Here is a 21148-nt window from a genome sequence, read left to right on the forward strand (position 1 = left end):
AATGTGAACGTGCGGCCTGTCACACCGGCTGGCGCCCTGGGCTATTCTCGCGTTCAAGGCACGGTGCAGGACGGGTGATGGGGAAGCCCTCGGGTCACTGGTTACAGGCCATCGCGGTCACTATCGCGATGGCCTTCGGCGTGTGCGGCCCGTCGGTTGCGGCCGGGGCCGACGCGCCGGCGTTCCAGTTGGCGCGGCTTGATGCCGATCCCGTTCCGGCGCGCGTGCTTTCCGGGGAATTCGAAGACCGGTTCAAACCCGGCGCCCGCAAAGCGGTCATCCGCGAAGAGGCCGACCAGCCGCGCTGGTGGCGCTTGACGGCTACTTCGGCGGTCAGCCGCGCCGGCCAGCCGCAGCTGGTGGTGTCCTCGCCATACCTCACCGTGATCGAAACCTGGCGCCCGGGTGAAGCCTTGCCCGTGCGCAGGGCGTTGATCGGGCAGGGCATGGATGGCCTGCACGCGCCGCGTGCGCTGGTGGTGCCGCTGCCGGACGGCCTGCGGGCTGGACAGTCGCTGTACCTGCGCGTCGACGGCCGTGGCGCCAGCGTGCCCATGCGCGTGGCGATCCAGCCGGAGGCCGAGGTGCATCGCGCCGACCTGGTGCACGTGGCGTGGCGTTCGGCCGTACTGGTGTCATTGCTGGTGCTCGCGGTGCTGTCGCTGGGCTTCTGGATCGGCATCCGGGAGCGCAGCTATGCGTACCTGATGGCCACGCTGCTGGCGCAGGTCGGGTACCTGGCCACCATGGGCGGCGAGCTGCGGGTCTGGCCCGCGGCGGCCGAAGTGTTCGGCACGGACCCGCGGACGGTGCGCCTGTTCGCGCTGCTGGCGATCATCGCCGGCAACTTCTTCATCGGCAGCTACCTCGAACTGCGCACCCGCCAGCCGCGCGTGCAGCGGATCCTGGACGGCTGCAGCCTCGCGGCCGCAGTGCTGCTGGCCGTTACCTTCGCCCTGGGCGCGCGCTGGGTGTCGCTGGTGGGCAACGTCGTGGTGCTGGTGATCGCGGGCACGGTGGTCGTGGCGACGGTCAGGGCCATCCGTCAGGGGTTCAGCACGGCGCGGCTGCTGCTGCTGTCGTGGCTGCCGCTGGCGGTGATGGTGACGCTGCGGGTGGGGGAGCTGCTGGGCGGGTGGGTCAATCCGCCCTGGATGGCGCATGCCCTTCCTGCGGCGATGGCGTTCTCCGGCCTGGTGGTGACCATTGGTCTGGCCGAGCAGTTGCAGCAGCTGCGCCGCGACCGCGACCACGCCAGCCGTATGGCCTCCTACGACGCGCTGACCGGTGCGTCATCGCGGCCGGCGATCGAGGAGCAACTGAAGACCGCCGTGCGCGACGCGCATCGCCTGGACCGGCCGCTGTCGGTGGTGTTCTTCGACATCGACCGCTTCAAGCAGATCAACGACGTGCACGGCCACCGGATCGGCGACCAGTGCCTCAGGATCATCGCGCTGCGCACGCGCAACCGCTTGCGCACCTACGACCAGATGGGCCGCTACGGCGGGGACGAGCTGGTCGTCGTGCTGCCCGACACCGAGCAGCATGAAGCCCTGGGCGTGGCCGAGAACCTGCGCTCGGCGGTCAACTGCCGGCCGCTGTCGATGGACGGCGTGGTCCTGGAGGCCTCGCTCAGCATCGGTGTCGCCCAGCTGCAGCAAGGCGAGACAGCCGAGCAACTGCTGGAGCGCGCCGACGCCGCGCTCTACGCCAGCAAGGCCGCCGGCCGCGACCGCGTCAGCGGCAGCACGCGCATCACCGGCACCCACAAGGCATTGCCGACGAAGGAAGTGGTGTCCTGACGGCGACGCCTCGGGGCGTCATTGCGCGCCGGCGCGCTCCAGCATCAGCAGCGGGTCGATCCTCACGTCCAGCCAGTTCATGCCCCAGTGCAGGTGCGGGCCGGTCGCGCGGCCCGTCGCGCCAACGGCGCCGATGACCTGGCCCTGCTCGACGGTGTCGCCGACCTCCACGTCCAGGCGCGACAGGTGCAGGAAGTTGGAACTGACGCCGTGGCCATGGTCCAACAGGACGGTGCCGCCGGTCAGGTAGAGATCGGGACTGGCGAACGTCACCACGCCCCCAGCCGGGGCCTTGACCGGCGTGCCGCTGCCCACGGCGATGTCCATGCCCGAATGCGCCGAGCCCGGGCTGCCGTTGTAGACACGCTGGTTGCCGAAGCGACCGCTGATGCGGCCCTCGACCGGCCACTGGAAGGCCTGCGCGAACCCCGTCCGGGCGTCATAGCGCGTGCGCGCGGCGGTGACTTCGGCCTGTTCGCGGCGGATGCGCTCGGCAATCGCCGGCGGCGGGTCGACCGTGCGCGGCGGCACGCCGTTGACCCGTTCGACCGGCCAGTCGCGCGGGTCGACGGTGACCTGGTAGTTGAGCCGGCGGCCGTCAGGGTGCGTGATCGAGACGGCCAGGGGACCCGTCGCATCGCGCCCGACGCCGAACACGAACGTCCCGTACGGCGTAACGTGGAGCTGGCGGCCGTCGTACTCCACCCGGGCATCTGCCGGTGCGCGGCCGACCACCAGGCCGCCCTGCTGCACGCGATCGGGCACGACGGTCACGCGCTCGGCGCGTGCGATCGGGCGGCCGTCCGGTGGCAGGACCGGTGGTCGACCCGGCGCCGTCGTCTGTGCGGTGGCCGCGCAGGCCGCCAATGCGAGGGGCAACACGCAGCCAGCACCCAGCCGGGTGATCGAGGTGCGCCTCATCGAGCGAATGCCAGCCGCTGGCCATTGGGCGAGCCGACCAGCTGTTGCCCGTCCCACGCCAGCACGCCGTTGACCCAGGTGGAGGCGATGCGCGAATGGAACGTACGGCCTTCGAACGGGGACCAGCCGCACTTGGACAACACGTCCTCGCGGCGCACGGTAAACGGCGTGTCCTCCACCAGCACCAGGTCGGCGGCGTAGCCTTCGCGCAGGAACCCGCGGCCTTCGACGTCGAACAGTTGCGCCGGCGCATGCGCGAACTTCTGCACCACCTGCGCGGTGGTCAGCCGGCCCTCGTGCACCAGCTCCAGCGCGGCGTTCAGGGCGTACTGCACCAGCGGCAGGCCACTGGGCGCAGAGGTGTACGGGCGCTGCTTCTCCTCCAGCAGGTGCGGGGCGTGGTCAGTGGCGAGCACGTCGATGGTGTCGTCGGCGACGGCGCGGATCAGCGCCTCGCGGTCCTCGGGGTCCTTGATCGCGGGATTGCACTTGATCAGGTGGCCGAGCGCCGCGTAGTCGCTGCGGTCGAAGCGCAGGAAATGGATGCAGGTCTCGGCGGTGATCTGCTTGCGGCTGCCATCGCTCCGGATCATCGGGCCGGTCTCGAACAGCGCCAGCTCGTCGGCGGTGGAGATGTGCAGCACGTGCAGGCGGGTGCCGTGGCGGCGCGCGAGCGAGAGCGCCAGCACCGTCGACTTCTTGCAGGCCTCGCGTGAACGGATGTCCGGATGGCAGGCGGCGGGAATGTCGTCGCCGTACTTTTCCTTGTAGCGGGCGGTTTCAGCCTCGATCATCGGCGTGTCCTCGCAGTGCGTGATGATCGGCACCGGGGTGTCGCGGAAGATCGCGTCGAGCGTCTCGGGGTTGTCCACCAGCATGTTGCCGGTGGACGCGCCCATGAACACCTTCAGGCCCGGGGTGGCCTTCGGGTCGATGGCGCGCACGGCCTCCAGGTTGTCGTTGCTGGCGCCCATGTAGAAGCCGTGGTTGCCCCAGACGCGCCCGGCGGCACGGCGGTACTTGTCCTCCAGCGCCGCCGCATCGAGCGTCGGCGGGTTGGTGTTGGGCATGTCCATGAAGCTGGTGAGGCCGCCCGCGACGGCCGCGCCGGACTCCACCGCCATGTCGGCCTTGTGTTCCATGCCGGGTTCGCGGAAATGCACCTGGTCGTCGATCATGCCCGGCAGCAGGCGGCGGCCGGCGGCGTCGACTACGACCTCGCCACTGCGCGCCGACAGGCCCTTGCCGATTTCGGCGATGCGGCCGTCCTCGATTCGCAGGTCGCCGTCGAATTCGCGGCCCTCGTTCACCAGTCGGGCATTGACGATCAGGGTATTGGGCATGTCGGGCCTCTGGATTGGACGGATGGGGAGTACGTGTTCAGCGCGGCGGCACGGGGTCGTGGCCACCGGGGTGCAACGGGTGGCAGCGCGCTACGCGCCGCATGGCCAGCCAGCTGCCGCGCAAGGCCCCGAACCGCGCGATGGCCTGCATCGCATATTCCGAGCAACTGGGATGGAAGCGGCAACGTGGTCCGAGCAGCGGGCTGATCCAGCGCTTGTAGCCTCGCAACACGGCGATGAACAGACGGTCGATCACGGTGCCTTCAATGCCGTGCGTGGAGGATGCCCGATGGGGAACGCGAGGCACCCTGCATCGGGTGGTCGAACGACGGGTTGGCCGGATTGCGTCCGGTGCGCGCCCGTCGGTCGGAATCGCCCCGGAAATCCTTGGCGACCCGCGCTCCGGCGCGGTTGCCGCAGGTGCCGGGGCAGGGTATAACAGCGCGCTTTCCCGTCACAAGGGAACAAAAGGATCAGCCGCTCGTGGCAGTGAAGAAACTACTCAAGAAGGCCGCCAAGGCCGTCAAGAAGGCGATCAAGCCCGCCGCAAAGAAGGCACCGGCCAAGAAGGCGGCTGCCAAGAAGGCGCCCGCGAAGCCTGTTGCGAAGAAGCCTGCGCCGAAAAAGGCGGTGGCGAAGAAGGCCCCGGCAAGGAAGGCGGTCGCGAAGAAAGCTGTCGCCAAGAAGCCCGTCGCCGCGAAGAAGGCGGCTGCGAAGAAGCCTGCTGCAAAGAAGGTCGTCGCCAAGAAGGCCGTCGCGAAGAAGCCCGTTGCCAGCAAGGAGGCACCGGTGAAGAAGGCCGCGGCCAACAAGGCGGCGCCCGTCAAGCCCGCTACCAAGCCCGCTACCAAGCCGGCTGCGAAGAAGGCCGCACCTGCAAAGGTCGCGGCGAAGACGGCACCGCCCGTCGCGAAGGCCGCCAAGCCGGGCATCGTCAAGAAGCCCGCCGCGCGTCCGGCCACCAAGACCGCACCGGTCGAGAAATCCCCCGCCCGCGCAGCCTCACCGCTGCCGGCCAAGCAGTCCGCATCGGCGACGTCCGCTGCCAAGCCCGTCCAGGCCAAGCGCCCGGTCGGCAAGGTGGCGGTGGCCGTTGCCGCAAAACCGCAGGCACCTGCGCCGAAAGGCAAGGTGAAAGTCGTGCAGTACAAGACCGACGACGCCACAGGGCGTCCGATCCTCCCGGCCGGCTACAAGCCCGCTGCCGACGAGGAATACATGAGCCCGTTGCAGCTCGAATACTTCCGCCAGCGCCTGCTCAAGTGGCGCGCCGACCTCGTCGAGGAATCCAAGCAGACCATCGAGAACCTCAAGGACGAAGTCCGCGATGTCGGCGACGAAGCCGAGCGCGCGACCCGCGAGACCGAGAACTCGCTGGAACTGCGCACCCGCGACCGCTATCGCAAGCTGATCAGCAAGATCGACAGCACGCTCAAGCGCGTCGACAGCGGCGACTATGGTTTCTGCGCCGACACCGGCGAGGAGATCGGCCTGGACCGCCTCGAGGCGCGCCTCACCGCCGAGCGCACCATCGATGCGCAGGAGCGTTGGGAGCACCTGCAGAAGCAGATGGGCGACTGAGGTCGTCTACTGCCCGTTGTTTCGACAGACCCCGCCGTGCGCGGGGTTTGTTGTTTCAGGGGCTGGAGGCTAGGGGCTGGGGCTCGGGAGCACCGATGAAAAGCATCGTCATCCGAGCTCGAGGAGCCTGCTTCACTCGCACCAGTGGACAGCGGTTCCCCGTTGCTCCCTGGATGCCGTCACCTGTCTCACGGCTTCGGCCAATCTCTAGCCCCTAGCCCCATCATCAATGCAGATCGCGCAAATCGAGCCGCCGCAACCTGGGCGCAAGCCGCGAGGTGGCGCCGACCACGGCCATCGTCATGAAGCCGCCGAACACGACCGCCGGCACCAGCCCCAACAGCCGCGCCATCGACCCGGCGTAGAACGCGCCCAGTTCGTTCGACGAGCCGATGAACAGCCCGTTGATCGATGACACCCGCCCACGCATCGCGTCGGGCGTGGCCAGTTGCAGGATGGTGGACCGCAGCACCACCGACACGCCGTCGCACAGGCCCGAACACAGCAGGAAGAATGCCGACAGCCAGAAGTGCGTCGACAGGCCGAAGCCGATGATGCACAGCCCGAACCCGGCTACCGCGAACAGCAAGAGCCGGCCGGCGTTGCGGGTCGGCGGGCGGCGCGCCAGCCACAAGCCGACCGTGACCGCGCCCAGCGCAGGCATCGCGCGCAGGATGCCGAGGCCCTGCGGGCCGTAGTCCAGGATTTCGGTGATGAAGGCCGGCAACAGCGATACCGCGCCACCCAGCAGCACCGCGAACATGTCCAGCGCGAGTGCCCCCAGCAGGATCTGATGGCCGAACACGAACTGCAGGCCCTCGCGAATGCTCGCGAACACCGGCGCGCGCTGCAGCAGCACCGGCGGCTCGGTTACCCGCAACACACCTACGGCCAGTGCGGCGCCCACGGCCAGCACCATCGCCATGGCGTACGCAACATCCTTGCCGGCCCAGCCGATCAGCACGCCACCGATGGCGGGTCCGAGCACCAGACCCAGCTGGAACACGACGCTGCCCACGCCCGCGCCACGCGCGAACTGGTCGCGCGGCAGCACGCGCGCAAACAGCGCGTTGTAGACCGGCCCGAGGAAGGCGCGCACCACGCCGGTCAGTGCGATCGCCATGTAGATTGGCCAGGTGCGCGGCGCATCCGCGGACCCCGTGGAGATCCACCCCGAGGCCACGGCCACCAGGATCGACGCCGTCACCGCCAGTCCCAGGCAAGCCACCAGCCCGAGCTTGCGACGCGGCAGGTGGTCGACGAGGTAGCCCGCGAACGGCGCGGTGCAAAAGTAGGGCAGCACCTCGGCCAGGCCGATCAGGCCCAGCGAGAACGGATCTCGCGTCAGTTCGTAGACGTGCCAACCGACGGTGACCGCGACGATCTGGTACGACAGGATCGTCAGGATCCGGTAGCTCAGCAGGCCCAGGAAACCACGGTTGCCCAGTGGGCTGCCAGGTGACGATTGCGACGCGTTCGAAGGCGGCAGCGCGGCTTCGGGCGGCCCCGCCGGGCCGACCGGCGGGTCGGGCGGCACGCCCTGTGGCGGGCTCACGCTTCGGCCTTCGCCCGCTCGCGGATGAAGGACAGCAGCGCCGCCAGCCCGTTGCTGCGCGTGGGAGAGAGGTGCTTGGCCAGGCCGATGTCGGCGATGTAGTCGGCGTCGGTGGCGGCGATTTCCGCGGCGCTGCGTCCCGAATACACGCGCAGCGCCAGATAGATCAGCCCGGAGACGATCGCCGAGTCGCTGATGGCGTGGAAATCCAGGCGCGCGGCATCGCCCTCGGCGACGATCCAGACCATCGACTGGCAGCCGTGCAGGCGGTGCTGCTCGGTCTTCCAATCCGCCGGCAGGTCCGGCAGCTTGCGACCCAGGTCGATCAGGTACTGGTAGCGCTCTGCCCAGTCACTGAAAAAGGCGAACTCGTCGCGGATCGCGGCCTGGGCCTCGGTCGCGGTGGGTTCGATGGGGAACGGACTGGTGGGGGCGGCGATGGTGTTCATTGCGAAGCGATTTTACGCGTCGCGCCGGCGCCACGCGCGTGGGCAGCTTCTACTCCTCCCCCTGCTTGCAGGGGGAGGTTGGGAGGGGGTGCTTTGAACTGCGTCGTTAGGAAACCACCCCTCCCCAACCCCTCCGGCCCGCCGGCATAGCCGGCGGTCGTTCGTGGGGCTGCGAGCCAATGGCTCGCAGTCAGCCCTCCTCACCCCCTGCAAGCAGGGGAGGGGGATAACCAGCGAATCGGGAGATCAGCCCCGCTTCCACCGCACGCCCTGCGGCGTGTCTTCCAGCAGGACGCCCTCGGCGGCGAGCTGGTCGCGGATCGCGTCGGCGCGGGCGAAGTCGCGCGCCTGCTTGGCGGCGATGCGTTCATCGATCAACGCCTGGATGCGGGCATCGTCATCGCTCCCCGCACCGCGCGAGAACCACGCAGCCGGGTCCTGCTGCAGCAGCCCCAACGCAAGGCCCGCGCCGAGCAGTTCCGATTTCAACCGCGTGCGCTCGTCCATCGACGTCGCCTTGCGCGCCTCGCCGGCGATCCGCGCGACCTCGGCCAGTGCCTGCGGCGTGTTGAGGTCGTCGTCCAGCGCGGTATCGATGGCGGACGGAATCGCTGGCGCGGCGTCCACATCCGCGAGGTCGCGCAGGGTGCCGTAAAGCCGGTCCAGGGTGCGCACGCTCTGCTCGATCAGGCCGTCCGACCAGTCCAGTGGCTGGCGGTAGTGCGCCGACAGCAGCGCGTAGCGCAGGGCTTCGGGCGGGTGCGCGCGTACCAGGTCGTGGACCTTCTCGATGTTTCCCAGTGACTTGCTCATCTTGGCGCCGCCGAAGTTGAGCATGCCGTTGTGCAGCCAGAAGCGCGCGAACGGCTTGCCGCCGTGCGCGCACTCGCTCTGCGCGATCTCGTTCTCGTGGTGCGGGAACTGCAGGTCCACGCCGCCGGCGTGGATGTCGATGGTCTCGCCCAGGTGCGCGGCGGCCATGGCCGAGCACTCGATGTGCCAACCCGGCCGGCCGCGGCCCCACGGCGAGTCCCAGCCGGGCAGGTCGTCGGTGGACGGCTTCCACAGCACGAAGTCGCCGGGGTCGCGCTTGTACGGCGCCACGTCCACGCGCGCGCCGGCCAGCATTTCGTCGGTGTCGCGGCGCGACAGCTTGCCGTAGCCGTCGAAGCTGCCGACCGAGAACAGCACGTGCCCCTCGGCGGCGTAGGCGTGGCCCGAGTCGATCAGCCGCTCGATCATCGTGGTGATCGGCCCGATGTGCGCGGTGGCTTCGGGCTCCAGGTCCGGCGGCGCCACGCCCAGCGCGGCCATGTCCTCGCGGTAGGCCTGCGCGAAGCGGCCGGTGATATCGCCGATCGGCACGCCGGCCTCGCGCGCAGCGGCGTTGATCTTGTCGTCGACGTCGGTGATGTTGCGCGCGTAGGCCAGCGCGCCGAAACGTCGGCGCAGCAGGTCGGCCAGCACGCCGAACACGACCGGGCCGCGCGCGTTGCCGATGTGCACGTAGTTGTAGACCGTCGGCCCGCAGACATACATCGTCGTGCGCGCGGGGTCGGCCGGCTGGAACGGTTCGACCCGGCGGGTCAGGCTGTTGAACAGGTGCAGGCTCATGGGCACGGCGGCGGCGGGACGGCCGGCCATTCTAGCCGCCGATGGCCCCGTGCCAGCTGCCATGACAGGCACGATTCAGTCCGCAAGCCCCTGTTGCACCTACAATTCCCGGACTTGCCCGAGCCAAGAGCCCGATGCGCCGCCTTCTCCTGACGACCACCCTGCTGATGTCCCTTGCCGCCGCGCCGTCGGTGGCCCAGCAGAACACCGTCATCCAGACCGAGAACGTGCGCTACGACTACGCGCACGTGCTGCGCGTGACCCCCGTGTACCAGACCCTCACCGCCACGCGGATGGAAGAGCAGTGCGACCAGTCGCCGCGTGCCGATGGTGGCGGCGATTCGCGCCTGTCGCGGGTGGTCGATGCGGTGCGCGATGCGCTGGGGCGCGAGCAGTCCAGTCCCGGCTCCGATCCGGCGTGCCGGTCCGTGCCCGTCGAACGCGAGTTCCGCCGGCCGATCGCCTACGACGTGGACTACGCCTACAAGGGCGCCAAGTACCGCTCGCGCCTGCCCGACGACCCGGGCAACCGCCTGCGTATCCGGGTGTCGGTGACCCCGGCGATCGCGGGAACCCCCGTCCAGTGACCGCCCGTGTGCGCCGCTTGCGCGCCCTGCGGTCGCGTGCGAGCATTCGCCCCCTCATGACCCAGACCCGCGCCGACGCCGACGTCATCACCTCCGCCTGGATGGCGGCGGGCATGACCTCGCGCGCGCGCCGACCGTTGCCCCCCAACCAGGCTGGGTAACGGCGCTCCACGCGTCCGCGTCTTACGACGAACCCGGCCTCCGCGCCGGGTTTCTTCGTTCTAGGGAAAGCCCGGCCATCGCCCCCACCGATGGACTCCCCATGACTTCCACCCCTCGGCTTGCAACACCCCGGCACTTCCTCAACACCCAGGACTGGTCGCGCACCAACCTCGACGCGCTGCTGGCCGACGCTGCGCGCTTCAAGCGCGAGAAGCTCGGCGACGCGCTGAAAGGCAAGTCGATTGCGCTGGTGTTCTTCAACCCGTCCATGCGCACGCGCACCAGCTTCGAGCTCGGTGCGTTCCAGCTGGGCGGGCATGCGGTGGTGCTGCAGCCCGGCAAGGACGCGTGGCCGATCGAGTTCGACCTGGGCACGGTGATGGACGGCGACACCGAGGAGCACATCGCCGAAGTGGCGCGCGTGCTGGGCCGGTACGTCGACCTGATCGGCGTGCGCGCGTTCCCGAAGTTCGTCGACTGGTCGATCGACCGCCAGGACCGCGTGCTTGAGAGCTTCGCGCGGTACTCGCCGGTGCCGGTGATCAACATGGAGACCATCACCCACCCCTGCCAGGAGCTGGCGCATGCGCTGGCGCTGCAGGAGCACTTCGGCACCACCGACCTGCGCGGCAAGAAGTACGTCCTGACCTGGACCTACCACCCCAAGCCACTCAACACGGCGGTGGCCAACTCCGCACTGACGATCGCCACGCGCCTGGGCATGGACGTGACCCTGCTGTGCCCGACGCCGGAGTACGTGCTCGACGAGCGCTACATGGGCTGGGCCGAGGCCAACGTCGCCGAGAGCGGCGGATCGCTTGCGGTCAGCCATGACATCCAAAGCGCCTATGCCGGCGCCGACGTGGTGTACGCCAAGAGCTGGGGCGCGCTGCCGTACTTCGGCAACTGGGCGCCGGAAAAGCCCATCCGCGACCGCTACACGCACTTCATCGTGGACGAGGCGAAGATGGCGTTGACCAACAACGCCGTCTTCAGCCATTGCCTGCCGCTGCGCCGCAACGTCAAGGCGACCGACGCGGTGATGGACTCGCCCAGCTGCATCGCCATCGACGAGGCTGAGAACCGGCTACACGTGCAGAAGGCGGTGATGGCGGCGCTCATCGGCCGATAGACCTACCCATTCCATGCCGCCCCATGCCGGGCGGTTGCCAACGAATCGAACCGGAAGTCCCATGACCACGAACCGCGACATCGTTCTCGCCTTCTCCGGCGGCCTCGACACCAGCTTCTGCGTGCCTTACCTGCAGGAGCGCGGCTGGAGCGTCCATACAGTGTTCGCCGACACGGGCGGCGTCGACGCCGAGGAGCGTGACTTCATCGAGGGCCGCGCCGCCGAACTGGGCGTGGCCTCGCACGTCACCGTCGACGGAGGACCGGCCATCTGGGAAGGCTTCGTCAAACCGTTCGTGTGGGCGGGCGAGGGTTACCAGGGCCAGTACCCGCTGCTGGTGTCGGACCGCTACCTGATCGTCGAAGCCGCGCTCAAGCGCTGCGCCGAGCTGGGCACGCGTGCCATCGCCCACGGCTGCACCGGCATGGGCAACGACCAGGTGCGCTTCGACCTGGCGGTGAAGGCGTTGGGCGATTACGAGATCGTGGCGCCGATCCGCGAGATCCAGAAGGAGCACACCGAAGTCCGCGCGTACGAGCAGAAGTACCTAGAGGACCGCGGCTTTGGCGTGCGGGCCAAGCAGCAGGCCTACACCATCAACGAGAACCTGCTGGGCCTGACGATGTCCGGCGGTGAGATCGACCGCTGGCAGGCGCCCGGCGAGGGCGCGGTGGGCTGGTGCAAGCCGCGCGCCGAGTGGCCCGCCGAGCCGCTGCGCGTGCGCATCGCCTTCGAGAAGGGCGAGGCGGTGTCGCTGGATGGCGAGCGCATGGCCGGGCACGACCTGCTGGCCAGGCTCAACGGGTTGTTCGCGCGGTACGGCGTCGGTCGCGGCCTGTACACCGGCGACACCACCATCGGCCTGAAGGGACGGATCATCTTCGAGGCACCGGGCCTGGCCGCGCTGCTGACTGCGCACCGCGCGCTGGAGGAGGCGGTGCTGAGCAAGCTGCAGAACCGCTTCAAGCCGGACGTCGCGCGCAAGTGGGTCGAGCTGGTCTACGAAGGCTTCTTCCACGATCCGCTCAAGACCGACCTCGAGGCGTTCCTGGCGTCCAGCCAGGGCGCCGTCAACGGCGAGGTCGTGCTGGAAACGCACGGCGGCAGCGTCGGCGCGGTGGCAATCGAGTCGCCCCACATCCTCAACGCCAAGGGCGCGACCTACGCGCAGGCGGCGGACTGGGGCGTGGCCGAGGCCGAGGGTTTCATCAAGCTGTTCGGGATGAGCAGCACGCTGTGGGCCGAGGTCAACCGCACCTGACCCTGTCCTGTAGGAGCGGCTTCAGCCGCGATGCGCACGCCGCGTCATGGTGTGAATCACGTCTGCGTCGTCCTTCGGACATTGCTCGGGTGTAGGAGCGATGTGAGTCGCGATGACACGGTCGCACCGACCATCCGGTCGCGACTGACGTCGCTCCTACAAGGAACTGAATTCAAGAACCGCTCGCGGCTGAAGCCGCTCCTACAGGATCCCGGTCATCGACATGCTGTCTGAAACCCTCCGCCACCTCGAAGCACTCGTGTCGTTCGATACGCGCAACCCGCCGCGCGCGATCGGCACGGGCGGCATGTTCGACTACCTGCGCGCACAACTGCCGGGCTTCCGCGTCGAGGTCACCGACCACGGCGACGGCGCGGTGTCGATGCTGGCCGTGCGTGGCGCGCCGCGGCGCGTGTTCAACGTGCACCTGGATACCGTGCCGGACTCGCCGGCGTGGACCGCCAGCCCGCATCGCCTGCGCGTCACCGGGGACCGGGTCATCGGCCTGGGCGCCTGCGACATCAAGGGCGCTGCGGCGGGTCTGCTGGCCGCCGCAGCGGAAACCACGGGCGATGCCGCCTTCCTGTTCTCCACCGACGAGGAGGCCAACGACGCGCGCTGCATCGGGGCGTTCCTCGCCAGCGACCACGGCTTCACCGAAGCGGTCGTGGCCGAGCCGACCAACTGCGAGGCCGTGCTGGCACACCGCGGCATCAGCTCGGTGCTGATGCACTTCCGGGGTGTCGCCGGCCACGCGTCCGGCGCCAACGCGATGCAGGCCAGCGCGTTGCACCAGGCCATGCGCTGGGGCAACCGCGCGCTGGACCTGGTCGAGGCCGAGTCGCACCAGCGCTTCGGCGGGCTCACCGGCCTGCGCTTCAACATCGGCAAGGTCGAAGGCGGCATCAAGGCCAACATGATCGCGCCCAGCGCGCAGGTCCGCTTCGGGTTCCGCCCGCTGCCATCCATGTCGATCGACACGCTGCACGAGCGTTTCGGCACCCTGGTCGAGGCGGGCGCGGTGGAGCGTTACGAGGAAACCTTCCGGGGCCCGTCGCTGCCGTCGGGCGACATCGCCACCGCCGAGGACCGTCGCCTGGAGGCGCGCGACCTGGCCGAGGCACTGGACCTGCCGATCGGAAACGCGGTGGACTTCTGGACCGAGGCCTCGCTGTTCTCGGCCGCGGGCATGACGGCCATTGTCTACGGCCCCGGTGAAATCGCCCAGGCGCACACCGCCGACGAATGGGTGGCGCTGGAGCAGCTCGAACGCTACGCCCACTCGGTCAAGCGCATCCTCGCCACCTGACCTGCAGGAGCGGCTTCGGCCGCGAATGCACTCCGGCACCTTTCATCGCGGCTGAAGCCGCTCCCAGCGGAAAGCAACGCCACGAATGAACGCCACGCCCGCCCCGCACGACCCGCAGACGCGCCAGACCATCGTCCGGCTGCTGTCATCGATGGCCAGTGCCAAGGAGATCAGCCAGTACCTCAAGCGTTTCTCGCAGCTGGACGCCGCGCGCTTCGCGGTGGTCAAGGTCGGTGGCGCGGTGTTGCGCGACGACCTCGAAGCGCTGACGTCGTCGCTGGCATTCCTGCAGGACGTCGGCCTGACGCCCATCGTGATCCACGGCGCCGGCCCGCAGCTGGACGCGGCGATGGCGGACGCCGGGATCGAGAAGCGGACCGTCGACGGCCTGCGCGTGACCTCGCCCGAAGCGCTGGCGGTGGTGCGCCGCGTGGCCCACGCCGAGAACCTGCGGCTGGTGGAAGCGCTGCAGGCGGCGGACGCGCGCGCCACGTCGATTGTGTCCGGCGTGTTCGAGGCGGACTACGTCGATCGCGACCGGCTTGGCCTGGTCGGGCAGGTCGCCCGCGTGGAGCTGGCGCCGATCCAGGCGAGCCTGCAGGCCGGGTCGATCCCGGTGATCGCCAGCCTCGGCGAGACCGCCGGTGGCCAGATCCTCAACATCAACGCCGACTTCGCCGCCAACGAGCTCGTACAGGTGCTGCAGCCGTACAAGATCGTATTCCTCACCGGCACCGGCGGGTTGCTGGACGGGGAGGGCCGGGTCATCGACTCGATCAACCTGTCCACCGAGTACGACCACCTGATGGCGCAGCCGTGGATCAACGGCGGCATGCGCGTGAAGATCGAACAGGTGAAGCAGTTGCTGGACCGGCTGCCGCTGTCGTCCTCGGTGTCGATCACGCGGCCGTCGGAGCTGGCCAAGGAACTGTTCACCCACAAGGGCTCGGGCACGCTGGTGCGGCGCGGCGAGCGCGTGTTGCAGGCCGGCGACTGGGCGTCGCTGGACCTGCCGCGACTCAAGTCGCTGATCGGGTCGGCCTTCGGCAAGACGCTGGCGCCGGACTACTTCGAGCGCACCGCGCTGCACCGCGCCTATGTCAGCGAGAACTACCGCGCCGCGGTGATCCTCACGCGCGAGGACGCGGGCATCTACCTGGACAAGTTCGCGGTGCTGGACGACGCGCAGGGCGAAGGCCTGGGCCGCGCGGTGTGGCAGATGATGCGCGAGGAGAACGACCGCCTGTTCTGGCGCTCCCGCCATGGCAACCCGGTCAACGCGTTCTATTACGCCGAGGCCGACGGCCACGTGCGGCAGGCGCGCTGGAATGCGTTCTGGATCGGGTTGGAGGACTTCGCCGCGATCGAACGCTGCGTGGCGCACTGCCGCGACCGCGTGCCGACGTTGCTGGAGGCCGTGCCGTGAGCAGCGACCCTGCCATCACTGTCGGCCTGGTCGGTGCCCGCGGCTACGTGGGCGCCGAACTGATTGCATTGATCGATGCCCATCCGCGGTTCGAGCTGGCGTACGTGTCCTCGCGCGAACTGGAGGGCCAGGCCGTCGCCGACCACCATCCGGGGCACCGCGGCGGTTTGCGTTACAGCGCGCCCGCGCTGGAGGCACTGCCGACCCTGCAGGCCGACGCCGTCGTGCTGGCGCTGCCCAACGGGCATGCAGGCAGGGCGGTGGCGGCGTTCGACGCCAGCGAGGCGAACCCCGTCATCGTCGACCTGTCGGCCGACTACCGGTTCGATGACACCTGGCACTACGGCCTACCCGAGCTCACCCGCGCAGCGGGGCAGGGTGCGCGGCGCATCAGCAACCCCGGCTGCTACGCCACGGCGATGCAGCTGGCCATCGCGCCCATGCTCGACGAGCTGGACGGCCCGGTGCAGTGCTTCGGCGTGTCCGGATGGTCCGGCGCTGGCACGTCGCCGTCCGACAAGAGCAATCCCGAGCTGCTGCGCGACAACCTGATGCCGTACGCGTTGGCGGGCCATGTGCACGAGCGCGAAGTCACGCGCCACCTGGAGCACCCGGTCGAGTTCATGCCGCACGTGGCGCCACACTTCCGCGGGCTGACGATTACCGCCAACCTGCACCTGGCGCGAGCATTCCGGATCGACGAAGTGCTCGAGCGCTACCGGGACCGATACGGCCGGGAGCCCCTGGTACGCGTGCTCGAAGACGCGCCCTGGGTCAGCCGTATCGCCGGTCGGCACCATGCCGAGATTGGAGGTTTCACGCTCTCGGATGACGGTCGTCGGCTGGTCGCGGTATCCACGCTCGACAACCTGCTCAAGGGAGCGGCCACGCAGGCGCTGCAGAACCTCAACCTCGCCTTTGGACTCGACGAGTTCGAAGGCATTCCCCTATCAACGCTGTAGGAGCGGTTTCAGCCGCGAGCGCTCCTTCGGCGACCGGTGATCGCGGCTGAAGCCGCTCCTACAGAGTCAACCAGGCGCAACTCATGACCGACCTCCTCTGGCAGAAGCCCGGCGTTCGCATCGACGAACGCATCCAGCAGTTCTGCGCCGGTGACGACGTGGTGCTGGACCGCGAATTCTTCGCCTTCGACATCCAGGCCAGCCGGGCGCACGCGCAAGGCCTGCAGCGCATCGGCATCCTTTCCCCAGACGAGCTGGCCGGCATCGAACGCGAACTCGATGCGCTCGCCGACGACTTCGCCGCCGGCCGCTTCGTACTCGATGCGCGCTTCGAGGATGGCCACTCGGCCATCGAAGCGCGGCTGGTCGAGCGTTTGGGCGATGCCGGACGCCGGATCCACACCGGCCGCAGCCGCAACGACCAGGTGCTGGTCGCCACGCGGCTGTGGCTGAAGGACCGGTTGGCACGGGTCCAGGCGCTGTGCCGGGAGGTCGCGGAGGTCGCCCTTGCGCGGGCCGACGCCGAGGCGATGCTGCCGCTGCCGGGCTATACCCACCTGCAGCGCGCCGTGGTGTCGTCCTGCGGCATGTGGTGGGCGGCGTGGGCCGAGGGGTTCATCGACAACGCCGTGCGCGCCCGCGACACGCTGGCCTGGGTCGATGCCAACCCGCTGGGCAGCGCCGCCGGTTACGGCGTCAACCTGCCGCTGGACCGTGACCACACCACGCAGGCGCTCGGCTTCGGCCGGATGCAGGTGGCCGCGACCTACGCGCAGCTTTCGCGCGGCAAGTTCGAGCTGGCGGCCATCGAGGCGCTCGGCTCGGCGGTGCTCGACCTGCGCCGGCTGGCGTGGGACCTGAGCCTGTTCACCAGCGCCGAGTTCGGCTTCGTCGCGCTGCCGGCGCAGTACACCACCGGCAGTTCGATCATGCCCAACAAGCGCAATCCGGACGTCATCGAGCTGATGCGCGCGAGCTACGCGGCCGTGGCCGCGGCGCGCACCGAGATCGAGCAGCTGCTGTCGCTGCCGTCGGGCTACCACCGCGACCTGCAATTCTCCAAGGGCGCGATCTTCCATGCCTTCGGTCGCGGACTCGGCGCGCTGGAGCTGCTGCCGGACCTGCTGCGCAACCTGGAGTGGAAGCCCGACGCGATGCGCGCCGCGCTGGACGCGTCGATGTATGCCACCGACCTTGCAGTGGACATGGCGCGGCAGGGCGTGCCGTTCCGCGATGCCTACGTGCAGGCCGCCGACCCTGCCCGATGGGAGCAGGGCGACCCCGAAGCCAGCCTGGGCGCGCGCGTGTCACCGGGCGCGGCGGGCGATCTGCAGCTGGACGTGCTCGGCGCACGCCTCGCGTCGCTTTCGAAATAGCGCGCGCGCCGGTCCGTCAGGTCAACGCAGGCGCACGCGAGGGCCTCGGTGCCGGCCCTTGCGTCGCGAGTTCGGAGGCCACCGTGATGCCGCTCAATCCGGCCTGTTCGTCCAGTGTCAGCGTCGCCACGCGCGCGCCACGCAGGCGGTCGGCAAACAGGTGCGAGGCGCCGAGGGCGTCGGCGATCTCGTCCGGGGTCGTGTCACCCACGTGCGAGCGGCGCTCGCGGTTCTGGAAGCGGAGCCGGTTGATCTCCGCCCAGCCGATCAGCAGCAGCGCGCATGCCACCGCCAGCAGGGGCAGCGTTAGCGCCAGCGTGCGGTCGAAGCCCGCCTCGGGCAGCCAGAGCTGCACGTAGCTGCCACGAAGCCCGAGCCACCACAGCAGCAGGGTAACCAAGGGCAGGATCAGGTAGAAGTAAACCGCCCACGCCAACAAAGTGATAGTGCCGTACAGGCCACGCTGCACGTTGGACTGGTTCTGCGGGGAGTAGATCAGGACTTGGCTGTTCATCGCAGGCCTCGGTCGGGGCTGGTCCAGACGGCACGCCGGTTGCGCCGTTGCAGCAGGGTCATCGGCAGGGCGGCCACGGTAGTGAAGAGCGCCAGCAGCCAGTAGGCGGCCGGGTACCAGACCATCCAGTAGTAGTTGCGTCCTATGCGGGGCTCGTAACGGCGGTCGATCAGCAGGCTGATGGCGAACTGCAGCAGGCATACGACGCCCAGCACCATGCCGTGCCAGCGCGGCAGCAGGGTGTCCACGGTCAGGTGCTCCGGCAGCGCGACGAACTTGCCGAGCAGCCACAACACCATGATGGACAGCATCACGTAGGCCCAGACGACGCTGAGGCTGTACTCGGCCAGCACGCCCCACATTCGGCGGCGGCGCCAGTTGAACAGGTCCGTCCCGTGCCGCAGCGCCACCTCCACGCCACCCTTGGCCCAGCGCAGCCGTTGGTTCCACAGGCCACGCAGGGTTTCTGGCATGAGGATGAAGCACATCGCGTTGGGCTCGTAGCGGATGTCCCAGTGCGCGATCTGCAGGCGCCAGCTGATGTCGATGTCCTCGGTGACCATGTCGTCGGACCAGTAGCCGACGCTGTGCAGCGCCGTGCGGCGGAAGGCGCAGATCACGCCGGACACGGTGAACAGCCGGCCGTAGACGCGCTGCGCGCGCTTGATCATGCCGATGATCGAGCTGAACTCGCCGACCTGCAGCCGGCCCAGCAGCGTGGAGCGGTTGCGTACCCGCGGGTTGCCGGTCACGGCACCGACGCGCGGCCCGCTGGTCAGGTGCCACATCATCCAGTGCGTGGCGTACTCGTCCAGCAGGGCGTCGCCGTCCACGCACACCAGGTACTCGCTGCGTGCCGCCAGCGTGCCCATCCGCAAGGCGTTGGCCTTGCCCTGGTTGCTTGCCAGGTGCAGCACGCGCAGGCGCGGGTATTGGCGGGCGAGGGCATCGAGTGCGGCACCGGTGCCGTCGCTGCTGCCATCGTTGATGGCGATGATCTCGAAGTCCGGGTACACCTGGGCGTCCAGTGCGGCGATGGTCTCGGCGACGTTGTCCTCCTCGTTGTGGCAGGGGACCAACAGGCTCGCCATCGGATAGGCCTTCATCCGCGGCGGGTCGTCGCGCAGCGGCGTTCCGCGCTCGCGGCGGAAGAAGTAGTACAGGCCGCCGATCATCCACAGGAACGACATGGTGATCGGGTAGTAGAAGGCGAACTGGAAGAGGACGTCCAACAGTCCCACTGGCGTAGTCATGTCACGGCCTCTCAGCGGGGTGGGTAGGGGAAGCTGCGCGAGCTGATCGCCGCGCGGGTCGGTTCGAAGGCGGGCAGGTCGCGCACGAAGTCGTCCGGGTAGTAGCCCAGGTGCCTCACGCCGGCTGCCTGCATGGCGCGCATCTGGGACTGCAGCCGCTCACCCGGGATCGGGGTTTGCGTGCGCCAGTCCACCGTCTGCAGTTCGAACACCGTGCGCGCCAGTCCGTCGGGGTGGCGATCGACCGCGGCGACCAGGTCCAGCAGCCAGCGATCGGGATCGGCCGCGCCTTCCATCCACGGCATCGCCATCAATGCGGTGTAGTCGTAGGCGTCGAGGAATGCGTCCAGCCGCTGGCCGAACCAGGCTTCGCTACCGGGCTGCAGCACCGGGCGCGCGTACAGGTTGCGCACGGTGACCAGCTTGGGCCGCCAGCGCTCGGCACGGGCCGCCAGCGCAAGACTGAAGTCGACCAGAAGCTGCGTGCGTTCGGTCGGCTCGTCGGCGCTGCCGGCCCCGAGGTCGCCATCGCGCAGGTAGGCATCGTCGTGGAACAGCAGGCCTTCGATATAGCTGGCCACTGCGAGGTCTTCGTAGATGTCGCCCACGTAGGCCAGCACGCGCGGGTCCGACGGGTCCAGGCGGTAGACCTCGCCTTCGGCACCGGGTTCGTCGCGAATGCGCATCTGCTCGGCGAAGGCGGCGTCGGTCGGCTCGTAGCCCAGCACCGGCAACCACGCCAGCACCTTGGTGCCGGCGCGCGTGCGCAGCTGCCAGGCGACGCGGTTGTAGAGGTCGGCACGCACCGGCAGGTGGCGGTTCGGGAAATACAGCGCGTCGGCCGAACCATTGCCATCCGGGTCGGCAAAGGCCTGCAGGAACACATGCGTCGGGCCCAGGCCGCGGATGCGCTCGATGAGCGTGTCCAGGTTGCGTTCCAGCTGCGCCGGGTCGGGGTCGTAGACGTAGTCCAGGTCAACCTGGATCGCGCGCATGGCGAGGCGTTCCTCGTCGCGCCGCAGCTCGCGTGCGAACTCCACCACGTCGGGGTTGTCCACCAGCAGCAGGCGCGACAGCCCGTGCAGGTCGACGAGCGGGCGGGCCAGGCCTTCGAGGTCGAACGAGACTTCCAGCCCCAGGTCGTCGGCGACACGGTTGGCTTCGTCGCTGTAGGCGGCGTACGGCCAGACGATGGCGCGGGGTCGTGCCGCGGTATTGCCGGCAATGGCCTCGATGCTGCGCAAGAGGTCGGCCCGCAGGCGCTCGCGGTACACCGCTTCAGATTCGTAACGCGCACTGGTTGGATCGAAGATCCGGGTGATGGCCGCGGGCGTCAGGTTGCCCTGCGGGTTGGCCAGCACGCCCCGGTGCAGGTCATGGCTGTGGGATGCGACTTCCACCAGGCCCGAGGCCTGCATCTCGCGCAGCTGCGCCCAGGTCATGAAGTCGTCCCGGTCGAACGCGCGCGGGCCGTAATCCACGGTGCGCTGCGGGGCGAGGTCGACCCAGTCGGTAACGACCGCCATCAGCGCCGGGTAGCCGTATGCCTGCAGCAGCGGATAGGCATGCGTGTAATGGCTGCGCAGGCCATCGTCGAACGTCAGCAGCACGGCCTTGGGCGGGAGCGGCGGTCCGCCGCGCTGGGCGGCGACGATCCGGTCCAGATCGACGGGCGTGTAGCCGTGGCCGGACAGCCAGTCCAGATGGGCGGCGAAGTTGTGCGTACTGGTGGCATACGCGTCGGGGTCGCCGCTGGCGTCCACGTCGTCGCGGATGTCGTGGTAGCTGATGACCAGAAGCTCCGACGGCGGCGCGGCCATTGATGCCGGGGTCCACAGCAGCAGGCCCAGCAATGCCAGCGCGACGGCACGGGCGCGGATTCGTGTCGTGATGCGGCTCAT

General features: G+C 69.1%; 18 protein-coding genes. 9 read left to right on the forward strand and 9 right to left on the reverse strand.

Translation table 11 applies throughout. The features are described from left to right. Window positions 1–77: 77 nt before the first annotated feature. Window positions 78–1802, forward strand: coding sequence for a GGDEF domain-containing protein (locus tag K6753_RS04440; protein WP_223674979.1), 1725 nt, complete (start codon window positions 78–80; stop codon window positions 1800–1802). 18 nt (window positions 1803–1820) lie between these two features. On the opposite strand, the gene K6753_RS04445 is transcribed toward K6753_RS04440, so the two are convergent. From K6753_RS04445 to yidD, 3 genes are read right to left on the reverse strand one after another with little or no spacing between them, the layout of a single operon-like run. Next, the gene (locus K6753_RS04445; RefSeq protein WP_223674980.1) at window positions 1821–2723 is read right to left on the reverse strand and encodes a M23 family metallopeptidase; all 903 of its coding nucleotides are present in this window, start codon (window positions 2721–2723) and stop codon (window positions 1821–1823) included. Next, window positions 2720–4066 (reverse strand): dihydroorotase, encoded by a 1347-nt coding sequence (locus tag K6753_RS04450; RefSeq protein WP_223674981.1) that lies wholly within the window; start codon window positions 4064–4066, stop codon window positions 2720–2722. Before K6753_RS04450 ends, K6753_RS04445 begins: the two co-directional genes overlap by 4 nt. Before the next feature lie 37 nt (window positions 4067–4103). Beyond that, window positions 4104–4322 carry a membrane protein insertion efficiency factor YidD gene (yidD, locus tag K6753_RS04455; protein WP_223674982.1) on the reverse strand — a complete coding sequence of 73 codons (219 nt, stop codon included), beginning with the start codon at window positions 4320–4322 and terminating at the stop codon, window positions 4104–4106. A gap of 227 nt (window positions 4323–4549) precedes the next feature. Here yidD and dksA point away from each other — a divergent pair, with 227 nt between their 5' ends. Further along, entirely contained in the window at window positions 4550–5647 is a 1098-nt protein-coding gene (gene dksA / locus K6753_RS04460; protein WP_223674983.1) for an RNA polymerase-binding protein DksA, read from the forward strand. A gap of 226 nt (window positions 5648–5873) precedes the next feature. Here the strand turns inward: dksA and K6753_RS04465 are convergent, their stop codons facing one another. From K6753_RS04465 to cysS, 3 genes are all read right to left on the reverse strand, one after another. Continuing rightward, the gene (locus K6753_RS04465) at window positions 5874–7136 is read right to left on the reverse strand and encodes an MFS transporter (protein WP_255591306.1); all 1263 of its coding nucleotides are present in this window, start codon (window positions 7134–7136) and stop codon (window positions 5874–5876) included. Between the two features lie 62 nt (window positions 7137–7198). Further along, the gene (locus K6753_RS04470; protein WP_223674984.1) at window positions 7199–7651 is read right to left on the reverse strand and encodes a SufE family protein; all 453 of its coding nucleotides are present in this window, start codon (window positions 7649–7651) and stop codon (window positions 7199–7201) included. 246 nt (window positions 7652–7897) lie between these two features. Beyond that, the gene (cysS, locus tag K6753_RS04475) at window positions 7898–9265 is read right to left on the reverse strand and encodes a cysteine--tRNA ligase (RefSeq protein ID WP_223675704.1); all 1368 of its coding nucleotides are present in this window, start codon (window positions 9263–9265) and stop codon (window positions 7898–7900) included. 167 nt (window positions 9266–9432) lie between these two features. Here cysS and K6753_RS04480 point away from each other — a divergent pair, with 167 nt between their 5' ends. The 7 genes from K6753_RS04480 to argH all read left to right on the forward strand — a co-directional run bounded on the left by K6753_RS04480 (window position 9433) and on the right by argH (window position 17480). Next, on the forward strand, window positions 9433–9852 hold the full coding sequence (locus K6753_RS04480; protein WP_223675705.1) for a hypothetical protein: 420 nt from the start codon (window positions 9433–9435) through the stop codon (window positions 9850–9852). Window positions 9853–10114: 262 nt separating this feature from the next. Then, window positions 10115–11146 carry an N-acetylornithine carbamoyltransferase gene (locus tag K6753_RS04485; RefSeq protein ID WP_223674985.1) on the forward strand — a complete coding sequence of 344 codons (1032 nt, stop codon included), beginning with the start codon at window positions 10115–10117 and terminating at the stop codon, window positions 11144–11146. A gap of 61 nt (window positions 11147–11207) precedes the next feature. Next, window positions 11208–12407, forward strand: coding sequence for an argininosuccinate synthase (locus K6753_RS04490; RefSeq protein ID WP_223674986.1), 1200 nt, complete (start codon window positions 11208–11210; stop codon window positions 12405–12407). A 223-nt stretch (window positions 12408–12630) separates the two neighbouring features. Continuing rightward, complete coding sequence (locus tag K6753_RS04495; RefSeq protein WP_223674987.1) at window positions 12631–13716, forward strand: acetylornithine deacetylase; 1086 nt, start codon at window positions 12631–12633, stop codon at window positions 13714–13716. An 85-nt stretch (window positions 13717–13801) separates the two neighbouring features. Further along, the gene (locus tag K6753_RS04500; protein WP_223674988.1) at window positions 13802–15142 is read left to right on the forward strand and encodes an acetylglutamate kinase; all 1341 of its coding nucleotides are present in this window, start codon (window positions 13802–13804) and stop codon (window positions 15140–15142) included. Further along, window positions 15139–16104 carry an N-acetyl-gamma-glutamyl-phosphate reductase gene (argC, locus tag K6753_RS04505; protein ID WP_223674989.1) on the forward strand — a complete coding sequence of 322 codons (966 nt, stop codon included), beginning with the start codon at window positions 15139–15141 and terminating at the stop codon, window positions 16102–16104. The genes K6753_RS04500 and argC overlap by 4 nt, the downstream gene beginning before the upstream one ends. A gap of 83 nt (window positions 16105–16187) precedes the next feature. Beyond that, a complete protein-coding gene (gene argH / locus K6753_RS04510) occupies window positions 16188–17480 on the forward strand; it encodes an argininosuccinate lyase (RefSeq protein WP_223674990.1) in 1293 nt (430 codons plus the stop codon). 16 nt (window positions 17481–17496) lie between these two features. On the opposite strand, the gene pgaD is transcribed toward argH, so the two are convergent. The 3 genes from pgaD to pgaB are packed head-to-tail and all read right to left on the reverse strand — an operon-like array spanning window position 17497 to window position 21148. Further along, window positions 17497–17994: a poly-beta-1,6-N-acetyl-D-glucosamine biosynthesis protein PgaD gene (pgaD, locus tag K6753_RS04515; RefSeq protein ID WP_223674991.1), complete on the reverse strand. Its 498-nt coding sequence runs from the start codon at window positions 17992–17994 to the stop codon at window positions 17497–17499. Continuing rightward, complete coding sequence (gene pgaC, locus K6753_RS04520; RefSeq protein WP_223674992.1) at window positions 17991–19247, reverse strand: poly-beta-1,6-N-acetyl-D-glucosamine synthase; 1257 nt, start codon at window positions 19245–19247, stop codon at window positions 17991–17993. The genes pgaD and pgaC overlap by 4 nt, the downstream gene beginning before the upstream one ends. An 11-nt stretch (window positions 19248–19258) precedes the next feature. After that, the gene (gene pgaB / locus K6753_RS04525) at window positions 19259–21148 is read right to left on the reverse strand and encodes a poly-beta-1,6-N-acetyl-D-glucosamine N-deacetylase PgaB (RefSeq protein ID WP_425492063.1); all 1890 of its coding nucleotides are present in this window, start codon (window positions 21146–21148) and stop codon (window positions 19259–19261) included.

This window comes from Novilysobacter selenitireducens (assembly GCF_020026895.1).
Classification (GTDB): Bacteria; Pseudomonadota; Gammaproteobacteria; order Xanthomonadales; family Xanthomonadaceae; genus Lysobacter_C; species Lysobacter_C selenitireducens.

Coding starts and splice junctions, on each gene's coding strand:
- K6753_RS04445 (WP_223674980.1), bottom strand. CDS start 2,723: ATGAGGCGCACCTCGATCACCCGGCTGGGTGCTGGCTGCGTGTTGCCC.
- K6753_RS04485 (WP_223674985.1), top strand. CDS start 10,115: ATGACTTCCACCCCTCGGCTTGCAACACCCCGGCACTTCCTCAACACC.
- K6753_RS04450 (WP_223674981.1), bottom strand. CDS start 4,066: ATGCCCAATACCCTGATCGTCAATGCCCGACTGGTGAACGAGGGCCGC.
- pgaD (WP_223674991.1), bottom strand. CDS start 17,994: ATGAACAGCCAAGTCCTGATCTACTCCCCGCAGAACCAGTCCAACGTG.
- pgaB (WP_425492063.1), bottom strand. CDS start 21,148: ATGAGCCGCATCACGACACGAATCCGCGCCCGTGCCGTCGCGCTGGCA.
- argH (WP_223674990.1), top strand. CDS start 16,188: ATGACCGACCTCCTCTGGCAGAAGCCCGGCGTTCGCATCGACGAACGC.
- K6753_RS04500 (WP_223674988.1), top strand. CDS start 13,802: ATGAACGCCACGCCCGCCCCGCACGACCCGCAGACGCGCCAGACCATC.
- K6753_RS04480 (WP_223675705.1), top strand. CDS start 9,433: ATGTCCCTTGCCGCCGCGCCGTCGGTGGCCCAGCAGAACACCGTCATC.
- K6753_RS04495 (WP_223674987.1), top strand. CDS start 12,631: ATGCTGTCTGAAACCCTCCGCCACCTCGAAGCACTCGTGTCGTTCGAT.
- K6753_RS04490 (WP_223674986.1), top strand. CDS start 11,208: ATGACCACGAACCGCGACATCGTTCTCGCCTTCTCCGGCGGCCTCGAC.
- pgaC (WP_223674992.1), bottom strand. CDS start 19,247: ATGACTACGCCAGTGGGACTGTTGGACGTCCTCTTCCAGTTCGCCTTC.
- K6753_RS04440 (WP_223674979.1), top strand. CDS start 78: ATGGGGAAGCCCTCGGGTCACTGGTTACAGGCCATCGCGGTCACTATC.
- cysS (WP_223675704.1), bottom strand. CDS start 9,265: ATGAGCCTGCACCTGTTCAACAGCCTGACCCGCCGGGTCGAACCGTTC.
- K6753_RS04470 (WP_223674984.1), bottom strand. CDS start 7,651: ATGAACACCATCGCCGCCCCCACCAGTCCGTTCCCCATCGAACCCACC.